The sequence below is a fragment of the Lactobacillus sp. ESL0233 genome (genome assembly GCF_003692995.1).
Lineage (GTDB): Bacteria > Bacillota > Bacilli > Lactobacillales > Lactobacillaceae > Lactobacillus > Lactobacillus bombicola.
Window position 1 is genome coordinate 23,567 of the sequence record NZ_REHH01000003.1, and the last position, 17,609, is coordinate 41,175.

Annotated in this window: 15 protein-coding genes; 11 read left to right on the forward strand and 4 right to left on the reverse strand. The window is 33.7% G+C overall.

The window, feature by feature from the left end:
• Positions 1 to 95: 95 nt before the first annotated feature.
• The gene (locus F5ESL0233_RS00450) at positions 96 to 1,025 is read left to right on the forward strand and encodes a helix-turn-helix transcriptional regulator (RefSeq protein WP_090094098.1); all 930 of its coding nucleotides are present in this window, start codon (positions 96 to 98) and stop codon (positions 1,023 to 1,025) included.
• A 166-nt stretch (positions 1,026 to 1,191) separates the two neighbouring features.
• Positions 1,192 to 2,115 carry a MucBP domain-containing protein gene (locus tag F5ESL0233_RS00455; protein WP_199692564.1) on the forward strand — a complete coding sequence of 308 codons (924 nt, stop codon included), beginning with the start codon at positions 1,192 to 1,194 and terminating at the stop codon, positions 2,113 to 2,115.
• A 49-nt stretch (positions 2,116 to 2,164) separates the two neighbouring features.
• On the opposite strand, the gene htpX is transcribed toward F5ESL0233_RS00455, so the two are convergent.
• The 3 genes from htpX to F5ESL0233_RS00470 form a co-directional block, all read right to left on the reverse strand.
• On the reverse strand, positions 2,165 to 3,061 hold the full coding sequence (gene htpX, locus F5ESL0233_RS00460) for a zinc metalloprotease HtpX (protein WP_122058216.1): 897 nt from the start codon (positions 3,059 to 3,061) through the stop codon (positions 2,165 to 2,167).
• A 16-nt stretch (positions 3,062 to 3,077) separates the two neighbouring features.
• The gene (locus F5ESL0233_RS00465; protein WP_090094095.1) at positions 3,078 to 3,638 is read right to left on the reverse strand and encodes a LemA family protein; all 561 of its coding nucleotides are present in this window, start codon (positions 3,636 to 3,638) and stop codon (positions 3,078 to 3,080) included.
• A gap of 92 nt (positions 3,639 to 3,730) precedes the next feature.
• Positions 3,731 to 4,831 carry an SLC13 family permease gene (locus tag F5ESL0233_RS00470; RefSeq protein WP_122058218.1) on the reverse strand — a complete coding sequence of 367 codons (1,101 nt, stop codon included), beginning with the start codon at positions 4,829 to 4,831 and terminating at the stop codon, positions 3,731 to 3,733.
• 184 nt (positions 4,832 to 5,015) lie between these two features.
• On the opposite strand from F5ESL0233_RS00470, the gene F5ESL0233_RS00475 reads away from it, so the two are divergent.
• From F5ESL0233_RS00475 to F5ESL0233_RS00490, 4 genes are all read left to right on the forward strand, one after another.
• Positions 5,016 to 5,378, forward strand: a complete 363-nt coding sequence (locus F5ESL0233_RS00475; RefSeq protein ID WP_118895811.1) for an iron-sulfur cluster biosynthesis family protein — start codon at positions 5,016 to 5,018, stop codon at positions 5,376 to 5,378.
• Between the two features lie 157 nt (positions 5,379 to 5,535).
• Positions 5,536 to 5,676 (forward strand): hypothetical protein, encoded by a 141-nt coding sequence (locus F5ESL0233_RS00480; protein ID WP_090094091.1) that lies wholly within the window; start codon positions 5,536 to 5,538, stop codon positions 5,674 to 5,676.
• A gap of 123 nt (positions 5,677 to 5,799) precedes the next feature.
• Complete coding sequence (locus F5ESL0233_RS00485) at positions 5,800 to 6,717, forward strand: HNH endonuclease (protein WP_122058219.1); 918 nt, start codon at positions 5,800 to 5,802, stop codon at positions 6,715 to 6,717.
• Positions 6,718 to 6,762: 45 nt separating this feature from the next.
• Positions 6,763 to 8,589, forward strand: coding sequence for a BspA family leucine-rich repeat surface protein (locus tag F5ESL0233_RS00490; protein WP_122058221.1), 1,827 nt, complete (start codon positions 6,763 to 6,765; stop codon positions 8,587 to 8,589).
• A gap of 58 nt (positions 8,590 to 8,647) precedes the next feature.
• On the opposite strand, the gene F5ESL0233_RS00495 is transcribed toward F5ESL0233_RS00490, so the two are convergent.
• Positions 8,648 to 10,138 (reverse strand): SLAP domain-containing protein, encoded by a 1,491-nt coding sequence (locus F5ESL0233_RS00495; RefSeq protein ID WP_122058222.1) that lies wholly within the window; start codon positions 10,136 to 10,138, stop codon positions 8,648 to 8,650.
• A gap of 591 nt (positions 10,139 to 10,729) precedes the next feature.
• On the opposite strand from F5ESL0233_RS00495, the gene cas3 reads away from it, so the two are divergent.
• From cas3 to cas5e, 5 genes are read left to right on the forward strand one after another with little or no spacing between them, the layout of a single operon-like run.
• On the forward strand, positions 10,730 to 13,477 hold the full coding sequence (gene cas3, locus F5ESL0233_RS00500) for a CRISPR-associated helicase Cas3' (RefSeq protein WP_122058224.1): 2,748 nt from the start codon (positions 10,730 to 10,732) through the stop codon (positions 13,475 to 13,477).
• Positions 13,470 to 15,182: a type I-E CRISPR-associated protein Cse1/CasA gene (locus tag F5ESL0233_RS00505; protein WP_122058225.1), complete on the forward strand. Its 1,713-nt coding sequence runs from the start codon at positions 13,470 to 13,472 to the stop codon at positions 15,180 to 15,182. Before cas3 ends, F5ESL0233_RS00505 begins: the two co-directional genes overlap by 8 nt.
• A gap of 8 nt (positions 15,183 to 15,190) precedes the next feature.
• Positions 15,191 to 15,808 (forward strand): type I-E CRISPR-associated protein Cse2/CasB, encoded by a 618-nt coding sequence (casB, locus tag F5ESL0233_RS00510; protein WP_122058227.1) that lies wholly within the window; start codon positions 15,191 to 15,193, stop codon positions 15,806 to 15,808.
• A 5-nt stretch (positions 15,809 to 15,813) separates the two neighbouring features.
• Complete coding sequence (cas7e, locus tag F5ESL0233_RS00515; protein ID WP_122058228.1) at positions 15,814 to 16,920, forward strand: type I-E CRISPR-associated protein Cas7/Cse4/CasC; 1,107 nt, start codon at positions 15,814 to 15,816, stop codon at positions 16,918 to 16,920.
• The gene (gene cas5e, locus F5ESL0233_RS00520; protein WP_122058230.1) at positions 16,901 to 17,602 is read left to right on the forward strand and encodes a type I-E CRISPR-associated protein Cas5/CasD; all 702 of its coding nucleotides are present in this window, start codon (positions 16,901 to 16,903) and stop codon (positions 17,600 to 17,602) included. The genes cas7e and cas5e overlap by 20 nt, the downstream gene beginning before the upstream one ends.
• The last annotated feature ends 7 nt before the right edge of the window (positions 17,603 to 17,609 follow it).

Consider the following 17,609-nt stretch of genomic DNA (forward strand, 5'->3'; position numbering starts at 1 on the left):
ATTAAAGTAAACTTTTTTGCTTTAAAAATTTATAAGTAACAAATCTTTTGATATATAATTAAAGTATAATATAAAATCATTGAGAAGGTGAAGGTATGACAGCAGCTAGGCTGGAACAATATTTAGCGAGTGTTTTACAAGCAACAAGTACTGATACAAATGAGGTATGTCTCAAACCAGTTAATAGCACTTTTGATCTATTTACGATTTATCTTGAAAATCATAATACTGGTCTACATCGCTATCAAACTGCTCGTCAAACTATTATTTTTATGGTGGCAGGAACAATAAACATAAAAATCAATGGAAAAAATATTCGTTTAGCAACAGGAAATAGCGTTTTTTTAGAACCAAAATGTGAATATGATGTTCCTCGGCAAACTAAAGAAGATATAATCGTTAAATTTGAATTTACTAATCATTTAAATTTTCTCAATGCTATAGCTAAATTTAATGATGACGAGCAGACAATAGTTAGCCAAATAAAGTTATCTCTTAAGACGGAGCGGTTGTTATATTTAAAAAATTCAAAATTAGCCAAACCCACCCAACTGATGAGAAGAATCGTTGATGAATATTTAAACCAAAATTTGTTTACTAGTGAAATGATTAGTGCAGAATTAATGATGGCATTTTTAACAACGATTAGAAATCAAAAGCTATCAGCTCTACCACTGGTTAACTATGAATTTGCTGAGACAGCTCTAGATCAATATATTGATGAAAACTTTGCTCATATTACTTTGGAACAAACTGCAAAGCATTTTGGTTTAAATCCTAATTATTTTTCAACTTTAGTTAAGCAAAAGACTGGAAAAAGTTTTGTTGAGCATGTTGATGAAAGACGCATGCAGGAAGCACGTACTTTACTAGCACGCCCCGATATTTCGGTTAGAGATATTATTGCTCAAGTAGGATATAGTGGTAAATCTTTTTTTTATAAAAAATTTAACGAGTATTATCATGAAACGCCAGTTCAAATGCGGACGGAATTATTTAGACAGGCGAATATCAACTTAAAATAGCGGGATGTTAATTTTATTATATAACTATTGTTATGATATATATATATAAACTTCTGCTTGCTGGATACATATGCTACAATCGCTTTCAAAGTTATATTTATAGCATAATTGTTTGTTAATGACTTTAAATTTAAATCACATAGGTGTAGCCGAAAGGACACAAGATATGAGCAAAAGAAAAGGCATTTTTAAAGATGGTAAAAAAATAATATTGGGAGCTGTTACCTTTATAATGCTAAGTTTTTTAACTGCTAATACTAAAGTTGCAGCAGCTTCCTTGCCATCTAGCCCCAAACAGGCTGTAGCTGTATACGATGGTGTTACTGCTACTAATTCAGTTAAGGTAAAATATCAAGACGATAAGGGTAATCCAATTGAATCGTTCAAGGATGAGGTAATTTCAACATCTAAAATTAAAGTACCCCAAATTCCAGGTTATACATTTAAGTCAGCTCAATATGCTGATAAGCCAATCGATTCTAAAGATAATTTAATTGAAATTACAACTCCTGTTGCAGATGGAATTTTAATTTTAACTTATACTAAAGATACGGTAGTTGATAAACGCGAACCAATTAAAGGTGCAAATGTCATAGTAAAATATCAAGCTGAAGATGGCAACACACTTGCCACTGAAGAAGTTTTAAGTGGAAATCTGGGTGATGGTTATATTTCAACTGCTAAAGAAATTCCAGGTTATACACTTAAGACACGACCGACTAATGCCGTTGGATTTTTTGATAGTGTAGAACAGATTGTAACTTATATTTATACTAAGAACGGACAAACTAATTCTACGGATAATGAATCTGTAGTTCCCCCAAAAGACGATAAGTCGAGTAATAAGCAGCAGGGACATTCTCAAAATTGTTTACCGACTGGTAAAAAACCGACTGATAGTAAGACTAAGATTACAAGCAATTCTACTAGGGGTAAGGGACTTAATGATCCCAATAACGATCACTCTGCAGGCAAGTTGCCGCAAACTGGTATAAATAAGCAATCCCAGTTATCACTTTTAGTAGCGGGAATTGTTTTATTACTAACTGGGATTAGTTTAACTAGTCTTAAGTCTAAGAAGAAAAATTAACTTTATAGTTATTTAAAAGGCACCCTTTTAAAAAGGTGCCTTTTTATAATTACATTTTTTCTAAACGAACAATTCGATCTGCTGTTGGGGGATGAGTGTCAAATAAATGTGTCAATCCATGCTGTTGATGCAGAGGATTTTCAATATACATTCCGGCACTACTTGGATCTGCTTTTTTCATAGGCTCTGAATTTTCAATTTTTTTAAGTGCAGAAATTAAACCTTGTGGATTCCGCGTTAATTCTACTGATGAAGCATCAGCTAAATATTCACGGTTTCGCGACAATGCCATTTGGGCTAAACTCGCACAAATGGGTCCGAGGATTAAGACAAACAAGATAGCAATAACTTTAAAAATCAAGTTCAAACTATTGTTGCTATCGTTATTATCATGGTCATCGTCATCAATCCACCAGATGTATCTACTGGCTATTCCTGATAGAAAAGAGATAACACCAACTAAGACAGCTGCAATAGTAGAAACCATGATATCGTAATTTCGAATATGCGAAATTTCGTGACCTAAAACGCCTTCTAGTTCTTCACGATTCATCATATCCAGTAGCCCTTGTGTAACTGCAACTGCTGAATGATTGGGATCACGGCCTGTCGCAAAGGCATTAGGACTTTGATCATTTATAATAAAAACACGTGGCATTGGTACACGACCAACTAAAGCCATATCTTGAACAATATGCCATAATTGGGGATTACTTTGTTCATCTATTTCTTGTGCATGGTTGAGGCTCATAACCATATTGGCTGGATTAGGTAAGACAATTAGCATATAAATAACGCTAAAGATAATGGCAACAATCAAACCTAAAATCGGGCGATTACCGAAAATATAGCCTAAACCAGCGCCTACTAAAGCTAAAATAATTATAAACAAAGTCATAATAACTATTGTTTTTCGTTTGTTGCGAGCGATTTGTTCAAATAGCATAACACTAACCTATCGTTTAAAATTTTACTTTAGGTACTTCTTTTTCAGTTTCATTTGTTTGCAAGTAAGCAACTTTTTGGAATCCATGTATTTTTGCAACAATATTTGATGGGAAAGTCAAGAGTTTTTGGTCATATGATGCAGCAGATGAATTATAAAGTTGTCTGGAATAAGAAATTTTATTTTCAGTATTAGTTAATTCTTCCTGTAACTTCAAGAAATTTTGATTTGCCTTTAGGTCAGGATAGTTTTCGGATAATGCAAAAATTGTTTTTAACGAATCTGAAATTTGATTTGAAACCTTCATTGTTTGAGCGTGATCATCACTCGGTATATTAGTTAATTGATTTCGCAACTGAACAACGCGTTCTAATGTTTCTTGTTCATGTTTAGCGTACCCCTTAGTTGTTTCGACTAAGTTAGGGATTAAGTCATTACGCCGTTTTAATTGGACATCAATTTGACTCCAGGATTCTTCAGTATAGACTTTGGCTTTTTGTAAGCCGTTATAAAGTGTAATATAAATTGCAATTAGTAATATGATGACAATAATAGCAATTAAAGTTAAATTGAACATTATTTTTCCTCCTAATAAGTTATTATTAATTATAACTTACTATACCTGATTTTAATAATAATAAGTTAAATCCAAGGGTTAAGAAGATTTTCTTAAACTATTAGTAGTATCCAACCAACAATTGTAAGAATAATTAAACTAATAAATTGCATAATAGACCATTTTTTGAAAAATTCACTGCGAGAAACAGTTGCGTTTTGTGTAAATGTTTTCAAAACTAGCATATTTGCCATAGAGCCAATTGGTGACCCAAAGCCCCCAATATTTGATCCTAAAAATAATGCTTTAGCATATGGTGTGAATTTACCAACTAATATAGTAGCTGGGACGTTACTGATTATTTGACTAGATAAAATTGATATAAAGTAAGTTGAACTTTCTGAATTAATCATTGTGTGAATTAAGGTAACAACTAAAGGAATTTGTTGGATGTCACTGATAAAAATAAAAAAGCACGTAAAAGTTAAAAGTAGTGCATAATCAAGTTTTAGTAGGATTTTTGGATTAATTATTAAAGCAAGTATAATTGCGACAATCATCGGAATAATAATGTTAATAACTTTAAAAACACCTAAAAAGAATAGCGCAAATACAGCTGTAGTAATTACAGTTGGCCGAATACTAATATTAATTTGTTTAGCACTTTGCGTTGGTATTTTTGTTTTGGGAATAAAATATAGAATAACAAAGGTAATTATTAACGCAGCTAGTAGATAAGGTAATGACCAAGAAAAGAACTCAATTGCATTAACCGAATATTTACTAACTAAAAAAATATTATGGGGGTTACCCCAAGGAGTAAAAGCAGCTCCAATATTTGCGCCCATTCCGATTAGGGTTACTGGTAAAATCTGCGGTAAATCACATCTTTTAGCAATATTTAAGTATAACGGAATTAGAGTTAATGCAGTAATATCGTTACCCAAAAACATACCAGAAATAATCGAAAGCAGTGTAAACAATGTGTTTAACTTTTTCATGTTGTCAGTTATGCTAGTCAACTTATACGCTAAGACGTCGAGTACATGTAAGTAAGCGTAAATTTGAATGATGATTAGCATTGTAGCGATAGAAAATATGGTATGTAAATTAATATCTTCTAAACGTGGTCTAGCAAAGAAAAGACTTATAATCGTTACCACGATAGTAATTTGTAAGATTCTATCACTAAAAATCTTTTTTAAGATGGACATAAAATGTCCCCTTTCACAGTTATAATCATCTATCATATTGCTATATACATTTTGAGCCTTTTTTTCTTTGTTCGCAATAAAAACTTTTCATTAGTAAATGGGTGTACATAAACATAAACTTTGACTTCCAGTTAAAAGATAGCCTATACTTGGGAAAATGATTAAGGATTAGGAGGAAGATAATATGAATAACTCTAAATCAATTAAAATCAATATTAAGCCTGAAGCAGCTGATAAAATAAAGGCACAAGCTGCTGGGCAGGTGGTGCTTTTAGCACTTAATGACGGCTCCAATAAATATTCGGATATTGGCGGTAGTTGTACAATCGGTGCAAATTTTCAATTTGTAATTTTAAATCAACCAGATCCAGATTTTCCAATTAAAGTAGACAATAATGCTGACTTAGATATGTATACTAGTTCAGCTGAGTTGCAATATTTGGATGGAGGATTAATTGTCAGTCAAAAGGATGCAGCATTAAGTTTGGCTGATGATAGTGGTGTAATCGATGGTGCTGTTACAATTAATGTAAGTAAAAATAACTAATAAGTAATATAAAGGAGCAGTCACTGGCTGCTTTTTTATATATAACTAACTAGTCACACACTGATCCATAGTATACTTGGCGACAAACCTTGCTTGATTAGGCTTTTCGTGGTAAACTGTAAAAGATTTTCGGAAATCTGAAAGGAAGTATAGTACTATGCGTAAAGGTGAAAATTACAACACTGGTTGTGAACCAAACCAAAGACCTAAAAACAAGAAGAATGGTAAAAAGCGCGTTGCTCATGTGGCAGCAGTTGTTGCTTTCTTGAACAAGGCTAAGGCAGACGAAAATAAGTAGTGTGCATTAAATAAACTAAAAGGGTGGATTACATTTGTAATCCCCCCTTTTTTTATAGCCATAAGTTGGTTAAAATGGAGCTAAGATTAATGACATTATTTGCCTTAAAGGAGATATCTTAAAGTGAAATTTCAATGTAGCGCCTGCGGTTTGCGACTTAATTCCAATCATTTCAAGTACCAAGAAGCAAAGAAGCTGCAATTAACTAGTATTTGTGATCAATGTCTTCAACGTGGAGCAAAAGCTGCGGACTTTGGTAATGTACCAATTGCTATTTTTGCGCAGGGTTTGCTCTATGGGTTTGTTGGTCGAGATAATGAAGATCAAGAACTGAATTTTTTAGTGCATTCAAAAGATAAGCGTAAGCGTTACGAGTCTTTTATTCAAGATTATGATAGTAATGAATTAGCACAGCAACAACTTAACCGACAAGAGTTTAATCAAGCGCTCATCGCTAGTGAGGTGGGGAAAATTGAATTTATTCCACAATTAAATCTTACTTTTGCTGAAAATTTAAATAAATTAGGACTAAATGTTGATTTTAGGTTAAATGAAGTCGACTTTATTGATCGTGAACGTATCCGAGCTAAATACCATTATCGCTGTCAATATTGCGGCCGGCGAGGGCATAGCGTGGACCACAAGCATCCGGTATCTTTATCACATAATAATGATTTTGACAATTTGATCTTGTCTTGTCAGGAATGCAATCGAATTAAATCTAATATGCCCTATGAACTTTTTATCAAGTTAAATGCACAAATTGCCCAACTTAATCAAAAATTAGTTAAGTATGAAAATGCTCTAGCAACCTTTAGCGGTGAATTTGAACAAAGAAGGCGCAGTATAGCTGCCACAATGCACCTTAAAGGTGTTGTTAACGATTCGGAATTAACGCAAATGCGAAAGCAAAACAAAAAATTACAAGATGCGATTGATAGTTTAAGTAGTGATTATGATGAATTGCGAAAATTGCGTGAGCAACACTTTAATGTTGGCTGGAAGTTATTAAAGGAGAATGCTAAAGAGGATATCATTTAAGTGATCAAATATTATAATTGAGATATAAGAAGGGGGAGTTTAATAATGAAATTTAAAAAGATAAGAGGTCATTTTTCAAAACTAGTTAAGTTAGGAATAATGTTTGCTTTATTAGCTAGTATCGTGGAGTCTGCTGTAACTGTTCAAGGATCAGCTAAAACACTAGAAACAGTAGTAAGTAATCCGAGCTTAGGATTGGGAATTTGGACTGGCAAAGATGGTGACTGCAACTGGGATTATGATGTAGTTACCAAAACATTGACTATTGAAAATGGTCAATTATCATCTATTCCGCTTACCAAAGAGTTGTCGTGGGCAAATGAAATTGAGTATCTTAATTTTGACGGTCAGATAGGGTTACCTGCTAATGTGGCAAACAAATTTGCTAATTTAACTAGTCTAAAGGCCATTAGCGGATTAAATAAAGTGGATACAAATGCGACAACCAATATGGCAAGTCTTTTCGGTAATGATCTAAATTTAACTAGTCTTGACTTGAGTCATTTTGATACTAAAAATGTAACCAATATGAGCAATATGTTTTCCTATAGTGGAATTACTAATCTTGATCTAAGTCATTTAGATACCAAAAATGTTACAGATATGTCTGGTATGTTTCTTCAAACTAGAAGACTGAATAATCTTGATCTAAGTCATTTAGATACCAGAAATGTAACCAATATGAGCAATATGTTTTCCTATAGTGGAATTACTAACCTTGATCTAAGTCATTTTGATACCAGAAATGTAACCAATATGAGCAATATGTTTGCCTCTAGTAGAATTGCTAATCTTGATTTAAGCCATTTTGATACTAATAGCTTAACAAGTATGAGAGGTATGTTTCAAGGCACTGGAGCTTTAGGTGAAAAATTCACTTTAAGTAGTCACTTTAATACTAGTAAAGTAACTGATATGTCGGAATTATTTGCTGCTACTAAATATGCACAGATTGTTTTAAATAATCTTGATACTAGTCATGTGACTAATATGCGCGATATGTTTGCACATTCTTGCGTAAATAGTCTTGATTTGAGCCACCTTGATACTAGTCACGTTACTAATATGTCAGGGATGTTTTCATATAATACAAACTTAACTAGCCTTGACTTAAACCATTTAGATACATCTAACGTTACTGATATGTCCTATATGTTTACAAATGATACCGCTTTGAATCACTTAAATCTCAGCGGCTTAGATACGTCTAAAGTAACTGATATGCATTATATGTTTGAAGCTAATCCGGCTTTAACTAGCTTAGATTTAAACCATTTTGATACTAGTAGATTAATTAATATGCAGGCAATGTTTAGAAAAGATACAAATCTGGTTGACTTAGACTTGCACAACTTTAAGACCAATCAAGTCCAAATCATGGATGATTTATTTGAATATGATTCTAAGCTTGAAAGTGTAAATTTAAGGGGGTGGAATACCCGAAAGGTAACCACAATGAGCAGTATGTTTAGGCATTGTCCCCAGTTAGTTTACGTTGATCTCAGTGGTTTTCATACTCCCAAATTAAAAGACTCTACACTAATGTTTCAGTATGACTATAAGTTAGCTGGTATTGATTTGAGTCACTTTAACATCCATAATAGTAACATTTTAGATCATGCAGGGAATCCAAATGGCTTTGCAGTTAAATTGGGTCATTATCGTTTGCGTAAGAGTTCAGGTGTGGGACAAAGTTTTAAGCATATTCAAGCAGTAGGTAAAGGAAAGCTCAATCACCCTCAGGGGAAAAAATATACAGCAGAGCAACTTTTTAGGTTGTATAATCATTCGGCTCAAAAAAGTCCAGTGGCAATCTATGTGATGTATAACGGTAAAAAACCAAGTTTTGCTAAACACCTAGGAATTAAATAATTAAAGAAAAATAGGTTAACTTACTAGAAGTTAACCTATTTTTGTTATTTAAGTAATCCTAATCACCTAATGGGAAATCCAATGAAATTAATTGCTTACTAGTCGTTTCTAACAGCCAAGTTGCTTCATTAACTTGGGCAATTGTTGCCTTGTTTGAACGTAAAACTTGGGAAGAATTAGTTAAAGCATTACGATAATTAGCTTTTAAATCACTATATTGGGTAATTACCTTATTAGTATTTTCAAAACTCATAAATAATTTTTGTAGTTCACTTTTATCAGCGTTGGTTGCAATAACTTGATCATTTTGAGCTTGCTGTTTTGTGTTTTGAACTTGTAGTTTATTTTGATTATTAAACTGAACATCACTGGCTTTGATAAAATAGTTACTATAGTTAGCCGCTGCTACATTATTTGGTAAATCATTCTGTTTCAGTGGTTGTTGTGTTTGGTCATTAATTAATTTGGGATTGTCATAGTTAAGGAAATGGTAAAATAATGTAGCTTTGTGTTCACTAGGTAGCCAGAGATAAAAGAGACCATCTATTAAAATTGAGTTATTGTTTGTAGTTTGAATGCTTATACCACTAGGATTACCTGTAAAATCAAAGAGCTTAATAGAATTTCCTGTTACTGGGGTAACGGGGTTAAAAGCTAATGCTGTATAGTCAACAATTGGTAAGTCATTTCGAAAAGTAATATCTGCTTCATCAATGTATTCGTCGGGATAATCGTGTAGCCGATAGCTATATCCCTCAAAGCCGTCTAAATAGCGAGGAATAACAGCAAGATCAATTTTGATTTTTTGTCCTTTTTTAAGGAGATGATTGGTTTGATGTTGAGAAAGCGTACTTGTTTTGGCTGTCGCAAGGAGAGTCGCTGAGCTAACCCCGTTATACCGAGCAATATGACCATCGATACTAGCAATATTATCTGCACGAAGATAACGATTTTGTCCTAAAGCATAATATTGCTTATTATTAATCGTTTTAGTCGGTAAATAAAATATTTGTTTTTGCTTATTAAGATCTTCATCATAAAAGAAATATTTAGGCATCGTTGTGGTTGGTCTGACTTTGCCATAATAAGTAACAATTGCATTTTGCGCAAGACTCTGTCCGGTAGGTTTACCCTTGGCAGTATAAATTAATGACTTGTTTGCCAATACAAGCTTACCTTTTTTAGTATCTTTTTGGTTGACGTCCTTAACAACTGCAGCGTTGACGTAATTGCCACCGCCAAGATCATAATATTTTTGACCGTTAATTTTGTTTATTGCATAGTAATTAAAGTCTGAATCTTCATAGGTATAAATTATTTTGTAACCTTGCTGATCGGTCATAAAAGGATCAGGTGATGTATTCCTTTTAACTTTAATTTTATGGCCAAATTTGTCATAAAGATAATCATTTTTGATAAAAGTGATTTTTCCTTTAGATACTTGTTTTGCTGCTTGTACGGCTTGTGGTTGATTAATATTTACTAAAAAGTGACTTGCAATCAAAGCAACGACAGCAAGTCCAATACTAAATTTTTTCGTAATTTTCATTAGTAACCTCTTTTCAAATGATAATTAAATTGATGTATTTAATTGTATTATAGTATATTTAATGCATAAACAAGCTTGAAAATATTATATTATCTGTAGGAATAACTTTGACCACCAGGTTTTCTGGTGATTTTTTTCGTTAGCAGTATCAGAAATCTTTTTAAGCTAATCAGCTCTTATCTCAGCCATTATGTAATTGCTGTTTTTGCTGCAGAGCTAATGAAATTTAAAAAGACAAAAGGTCATTGCTATCAAATGATATGGAGGCCAAAATTAGAATCAATTATTAAATTTTAATTTAGGACTGATTTTCGATATGCAATCGAGGTCAGTCCTTTTAAGTTTCATTTGAGTCTTTTGTTATTATAAAAGTTACTATATTTTCTGATTGCTTCTTCATAATCTAGTTAAATTCTTTTAATGGTATTGTTTATGGAATACGGCTGTTAGGTAAATTAATAATCATTTCATAAACAACGTTGACAACGCTTTCTAGTTAAGAATAAAATTATTTTATACTGATATTTATATCATACTCTATTTTTATACAAATAAGTGAAATGATTAAAAATAAGAAATGGATTAAGTGAAATGATAAAGTTATCTAAAAGGTGTTTATCTTTATGGGGTAAGAAGAAGGTTGAAAATGGTCAGCCGTTGTGGTTGCCCTTAGTTGCCCATTTAACTGATACCCAAAAGGTTATTAATTTTCTCTATAATCAATGGCTTAGCCAAGGACAACAAGAATTTTTAACCCAAAACTTGACTGATGAGGAAATTCATAAATTGATTAAGTTTCTGGGATTTACCCACGACATTGGCAAGGCTACACCGGCTTTTCAAACTAAAGAATCATATGATAGAGCTCAGACTTTAGATAACGATATAATCGAAAATTTAATTAGAAATGGTTTTTTCAAATTGGATCAGTTGGAATTGGCTTCACGCAATCTATCACCTCATAATAGGGCTGGAGAAGCCCTTTTATTGGAGTTTCAAGTTCCTGATACGGTTGCAGCTTTAATTGGTGGTCATCATGGAAAGCCTGAAACTGATTCGCCAAGTGATGATTTGACTATCAATACATCAAATTATTATCAAAGCGATCAAGATGAAACTTTGAAACAACCGTGGAAGCAGGTACAACGAGAGTTATTTGATTATGCTTTAGTAAGTTCCGGTTACAGTGATGTTAGCGAGATTCCTACGATTACTCAGCCAGAAGCAGTTATTTTAGAGGGCTTGCTTATTACAGCCGATTGGTTAGCTTCAAGTGAATATACCAGAAATGGGAAGGAACTCTTTCCCTTAATCAGTCTGGAACAATCATGGGCTGATTTGGATATGGAGCAGCGGTTTACGAAGGCAATGCATAATTGGTTATTAAATGGTACATGGCAACCGCAAAAAATAAATAAAATGACGGATCCATATCAAGAACGCTGGGGGTTTAACGCACGTCCTGTCCAAAAAGTAGCAACAAAAGCAATTGGTGAAACTATAGATCCAGAAATGATCATTGTTGAAGCTCCAATGGGTTTGGGTAAAACAGAACTGGCCTTAGTGGCGGCGGAACAATTAGCCTATCTTTGTAAAGAAGATGGCGTCTTTATCGGCTTGCCAACACAAGCTACAAGTAATGCTATGTTTAACCGGGTTGATCAATGGATAGAAAAATTAGCTGAAAAGCAAAAAGAAAATTTTCCGATTAAATTAATGCATAGTAAGGCCCAATTCAATAAAGTTTATAAACAATTACCTGATGCGGAAAATGTTGACACAGCAGGGGCTGTAACAATTAATTCGTGGTTTTCAGGAAAAAAATCAATTTTAACTAAGTTTACAGTTGGAACAATTGATAACTTGCTGTCAATGGCGCTAAAGCAGCGCCACCTTTTCTTAAAGCATCTGGGTTTTAGCGGTAAAGTGGTGATTATTGATGAAGTCCATGCTTATGATACTTATATGAGCCAGTATTTACTTAAGGCGATTACTTGGCTGGGGGCTTATCATGTACCACTGGTGATTTTGTCGGCAACGCTCCCGCAAGAAAAAAGACAAAAATTAATTAAAGCCTATTTAGGCGGAAAGTATGGTAAAAAATATAAGCATAATTTTAAAGGGCCAGCCGATTGGGAAAAAACGCAAGCTTATCCGCTGCTTAGCATTTTAGATAATGGGCAATTAAAGCAATTTTCTGATTTTCCCGGGCAAAGTGATCAGAAGCAGCAAAAATTGCAGGTGACCAGACTTAATTTAGCTGATGAAGAACTGATCGATCATGTTCTAGACAAAATAAACGGCGGCGGAGTTGCCGGAATAATTGTAAATACGGTTAAGCGGGCGCAAGCACTTGCTAAAGTATTGGAGCAAAAGGGAACCAAATACTTCGTGCTTCATTCTGCATTTTTAGCAGCCGAGCGGGGCAAGCAGGAAGAAAGATTGCAACAAGCAATTGGGAAAAATGCTGTGCGCCCTAAAAAATTGGTTGTAATCGGAACACAGGTGTTAGAGCAATCACTTGATATTGACTTTGATGTTCTTTATACCGATATTGCCCCGATGGACTTACTTTTGCAACGTGCAGGACGGTTGCACCGGCACAACATTAAACGGCCCAAGTTACTAGCAACGCCACAGTTATTTGTGATGGGAATTAATTGTTTGGGTGATTATGGCAAGGCTAATCAAAGTATATATCAGCAGTATTTATTGCTGAAGACCGATTATTTTTTAAAGAACCGGATTACTTTACCTAATGATATATCTGATCTCGTCCAAAAAGTTTATGACGCTGAAACAGATGCTGAAATTAACGGAATTCAAAAATATAAAGCCGATTTTGATAATTATAATGAAACTAAAAAAAATAGTGCCGGGGATTTTCAAATTGGTAATCCGCGAAAAAAAGCGCGTAACGGAATTCGTGGTTGGCTTGATCGCAAACAAGGAAATGTTGATAAGGATGAGCAAAAGGCAAGTGCTACTGTCCGTGATATTCAAGAAACAATTGAGGTAGTCTTAATTAAACATACCTCTCAGGGCGATTTCCTATTAGATGGGCGTAAGTTAGATGCAGTACCAGATTATGAAATTGCTGAACAAGTAATCAAATTACCGTCAGCCTTAACGACATACCCAAAAGAAACTGAGCAAATAATTAATGAACTTGAGAACAGAACTAAGCCGTATCATGATAATTGGAATAACAGTGTTTGGCTAAATGGAACCTTAGTACTCCCATTAGATGGTAAGCTGTCGGCTAAGGTTGGTAAGTGGAATATACAGTATTCTAAAAAGTTGGGCTTAAGTTATACAAAGGGGGACGACCATGATTGAAAGAAAATTTAATTTGACTACTGATCCTTGGATTAAGGTAATTGTCAGCGACACCAATCAAGAATTAAAAGTTTCGTTAATAGATTTATTTAAAAATGCACATCAATATCGGCAATTAGCAGGAGAGATGCGTGTCCAAAATTTAGCAATTATGCGCTTATTATTAGCAATTTTAACAACCGTTTATTCGCGTTTTGATGCAGCTGGCCAGCTATATGATTGGCTAATAGAAGGTACTGATCAATTTGGCTCTGACGCTAAATTTGATGAAGATTATGATGAAGAAGACATCGAGGAAGATACATTAACAACTTGGCACGAATTATACCAAAAGGGACAATTTTCTGATTTGATAATTGAGTATTTAAAATATTGTTCAAATCGGTTTGATTTTTTTGGTAAGCATCCTTTTTACCAAGCAACCAAAGAAGAATACGATAGCTTAGTACCTGCAGATAAAGTAGTTGCTAAAGGTATAGGTACAGTACCCATTAAACAAATTAACAGACGGATTTCTGAAAGTAATCATTCATCGGTAGTATTTCCAGCTAAAGTTGGTAAACATAAAAATGAAATGTCCATCGATGAATTAGTTCGGTGGCTTATTACTTATCAAAATTATACAGCCGTAATTGATAAGACTAAGATTGCCACTAATGAAAAATTTTCTGTGTCGTCTGGTTGGCTTTATAAATTAAATCCTGTGATTGTTAAGGGCAAAAATATATTTGAAACATTAATGCTTAACTTGGTTCTTTATAATCAAGGTGAACAAAAATTTGCCTTAGAAAAACCTATTTGGGAATTTGCCAGTGCCAAAGCGTATATTGACAAACGTAAAACAGGGGATTTGCCAGATAATCTTGCAGAACTTTATACGAGCTGGTCCAGGCTTCTTCATCTTGAATGGAATAAAGATGGCCAACCAGCACTTTTTAGTGCAAAATTACCCAAAATTGACAGTACCAATGCTTTTATTGAACCAATGACTGTCTGGCGTCAAGATAACAAAACGGGTAAATATCGACCAGATAGCAAAAACTCATATAATGTCGATAAAGCCATGTGGCGTAATTTTGGTAATTATGTCAATGTTCAGACCGCTAATGATACTCATGAACCAGGAATTATTAAGTGGCTGCGGCTACTTAAAGAAAATCAGCTAATTACCCGCAATAGACTATTAACTTTAATAGCGATTAACTTAGTGGATGATGACAATCCCAATTCACAATTGCCAACTGTGGAACTTTATGATGATATGAGTATTAATATCGATGTTTTATTTGATACCAATAACGTTTACTATTGGCCAGCCAGGATCGAACAAGTAATTGATCTTACCCAGAAAATTGGGCAGGATTTTTGGATATTTGCCCGTAATCTTGGCATACTACGTGGCTTTCAAAAAGATAGTCTTACAGGATTTGCTAACCAATTAAGCGCACAATTTTATTATGGTTTGAATGAACCATTTAAAAATTGGCTAGCCAGCCTAACTGATGAATACGAGCGTGACCAACAAATAAATATTTGGAAAAAGCAGCTTAGAAGTTATGCTTTTAATGAAGGACAAAAAGTAGTTGATAGCAGTTCCTCTCGTGATGTTAAAGGTATCATTACCGAACATGGTTTACAAAACATTTTTACAATAATGAATCAATTTAAATATAATGTGAATTTAGATTTTAAAAAAAGTAGGTAAAATAATTTATGGCAGATGATTATAAAATTAAAGCAGTAACTAATAAAATTATTGAACGGCTTTATAATAATGGCAATCTTGATAAAGCAACTTTAGCGACATTAAGGGGAACTTCTCAATTTACTAGTCCTAAGGCACAAAAAGCCTGGCCGATTATAATTAATTATTTACCAAATAGTTACTTAAGTAAAAATGGTAATCCAACAGCAGCTGAAACTGCAATTTATGCGACTATACGTTTTTATGCAATTTTTCAACAAGGACAAGATAAGTTTGTTTCAGTGAACAAAGAAAACTCACAAACTGGTGTTAGCTTCTTTAGGGCGCTTGCCAGATTAAGACAAGACGAGAAATTAAAGCAAGCATTAGATCGGCGTGTACAAGCACTACTAGCAACAACCAATGTTAACAGTGTAATAAATTCTTTAGTTCATCTAGTAGAAATACTAAAGAGTAATGATAATAAGGCATTAGAAATTGATTTTCCCTTGCTCGCGCAAGATTTATATAAATTTCAATGGAATTATCATTGCGCAAATGAGGTCAGACTAGCATGGGGCGAAGATTATTTTAACCAAAATGATATTAATGTTATAAATAATAAAGATGTAAGCGAAGGGAAATAATTATAATGAATGAAAAAAATTTATATTTAGATTTAAACGTAATCCAGACAGTACCATCATCCAATATTAACCGTGATGATACCGGTTCTCCTAAAACAGCGTTTTATGGTGGAGTTACCCGTGCCCGTGTTTCATCTCAAAGCTGGAAAAGAGCAATGCGCAATTACTTTAAAGAAGAAGAAAATGTCGCAATTGGGACAAGAACCAAAGAAATTCCAATCTACTTAGCAAAGCAAATCCAACAATTAGACCCTAGTCTAGATGAAAAAGCCGCAATGGATAAAGTTATTGCGTTATTCAAAGCTGTTAAAATTAAAGTCAAAAAAAATAAAGATAAATATGAAACCGGTGCTTTGTTATTTACTAGTCCTGGACAGATTAATAAATTAGCAGAATATGCTATTGCTAATGATAACATTAATGATAAATATGATAAAAAAGAAATCAAAAAGATTTTAAAAGAAGATAATCCATTAGATTTAGCCTTGTTTGGTCGTATGGTAGCTGAAAATCCAGAGCTAAATGTTGATGCATCAGCTCAAATAGCCCATGTAATCTCAACTCATGAAATCGTACCTGAATATGACTACTTTACTGCCCTTGATGACTTACAAACAGATGATGCAAATGGTGCAGCAATGCTAGGCACAACCGAATACAATTCGGCTACTTTGTATCGCTATGCCAATATTAACGTTAAAGACTTGATTAAGAATCTTGGTCAAAAAGCTGCTCTTGAAAGCATTGTAGCGTTTATTAAAGCCTTCATTTTGTCAATGCCAACGGGAAAGCAAAATACCTTTGCTAACAAGACCTTGCCAAATTATATTATGTTGACTTTACGTACTGATACGCCTGTAAACTTAGTATCAGCATTTGAAGAACCGGTAACTACGCAAAATGGTTATGTCAAAAAGTCAATTGAAAAATTACAAAATGCGTATAAAGCTACTGGCAAATTAGTTGAAAAACCTTTACTTAATTTAACATTATCGCAAGTTGACTTAGCAAAAGATAAAGAATTCAACCAAACTGATAATTTAACGGAATTAATTGATAAAATAACTACCACTTTAACAAAGGCAATAGCAGATGAAAACATTAACAATTAGATTCACAGCGCCATTGCAATCTTATGGCAATGAAGCAAATTTTAATAGACGTACATCGGGTGATTATCCGTCAAAAAGTGCAGTAATTGGTATGATTGCTGCCGCTTTAGGATACAGTCGTGAGGACGAACAAATTCAAGAATTAAATAAATTACAGTTTGCCGTGCGCATTGATCAACCAGGTAAAATATTAACTGATTTCCAAACAGTTGAATTAGAATCTAATAAACCACCAAAACTAACTTATCGTGAATATCTCCAAGATGCTGTTTTTGTCGTTGCAATTGGCGGAAAAATAGCTGATATTAACCATATTAAATATGCGTTAAATCATCCTCGTTATGCCTTATTTTTAGGACGTCGAGCTAATTCACCAGCTGGAGTATTACAGATAACTGAATTTCCTGATAAAGATTCGGTTACGGCATTAAAAGCTTTACCTTGGCAGGCTTCAACTTGGTATCAAAAAAGACATAGTGCTGATAAATTGATAAAAATTCAAATTATTGCTGATGCCAATTTACTTACTAGTAAAGAAACACATTTAGTCAAAGATCAAGTAGGTTCATTTGATTCAAGAAATCGGCAATATAAATTTCGCCCAATTAATACCACTTGGGTTGAATTACGTAATCCGCTTTTTAAGCAAAATACGCAGCATGATGCGATGTCGCCGTTATAGAAAGGAG

Excerpts from the sequence above, each read along its gene's own strand:
- cas5e (WP_122058230.1), top strand. The coding sequence starts at position 16,901 with ATGAAAACATTAACAATTAGATTCACAGCGCCATTGCAATCTTATGGC.
- F5ESL0233_RS00505 (WP_122058225.1), top strand. The coding sequence starts at position 13,470 with ATGATTGAAAGAAAATTTAATTTGACTACTGATCCTTGGATTAAGGTA.
- cas3 (WP_122058224.1), top strand. The coding sequence starts at position 10,730 with ATGATAAAGTTATCTAAAAGGTGTTTATCTTTATGGGGTAAGAAGAAG.
- F5ESL0233_RS00490 (WP_122058221.1), top strand. The coding sequence starts at position 6,763 with ATGAAATTTAAAAAGATAAGAGGTCATTTTTCAAAACTAGTTAAGTTA.
- F5ESL0233_RS00480 (WP_090094091.1), top strand. The coding sequence starts at position 5,536 with ATGCGTAAAGGTGAAAATTACAACACTGGTTGTGAACCAAACCAAAGA.
- F5ESL0233_RS00450 (WP_090094098.1), top strand. The coding sequence starts at position 96 with ATGACAGCAGCTAGGCTGGAACAATATTTAGCGAGTGTTTTACAAGCA.
- F5ESL0233_RS00470 (WP_122058218.1), bottom strand. The coding sequence starts at position 4,831 with ATGTCCATCTTAAAAAAGATTTTTAGTGATAGAATCTTACAAATTACT.
- F5ESL0233_RS00495 (WP_122058222.1), bottom strand. The coding sequence starts at position 10,138 with ATGAAAATTACGAAAAAATTTAGTATTGGACTTGCTGTCGTTGCTTTG.
- F5ESL0233_RS00475 (WP_118895811.1), top strand. The coding sequence starts at position 5,016 with ATGAATAACTCTAAATCAATTAAAATCAATATTAAGCCTGAAGCAGCT.
- F5ESL0233_RS00465 (WP_090094095.1), bottom strand. The coding sequence starts at position 3,638 with ATGTTCAATTTAACTTTAATTGCTATTATTGTCATCATATTACTAATT.
- casB (WP_122058227.1), top strand. The coding sequence starts at position 15,191 with ATGGCAGATGATTATAAAATTAAAGCAGTAACTAATAAAATTATTGAA.
- htpX (WP_122058216.1), bottom strand. The coding sequence starts at position 3,061 with ATGCTATTTGAACAAATCGCTCGCAACAAACGAAAAACAATAGTTATT.
- F5ESL0233_RS00455 (WP_199692564.1), top strand. The coding sequence starts at position 1,192 with ATGAGCAAAAGAAAAGGCATTTTTAAAGATGGTAAAAAAATAATATTG.
- cas7e (WP_122058228.1), top strand. The coding sequence starts at position 15,814 with ATGAATGAAAAAAATTTATATTTAGATTTAAACGTAATCCAGACAGTA.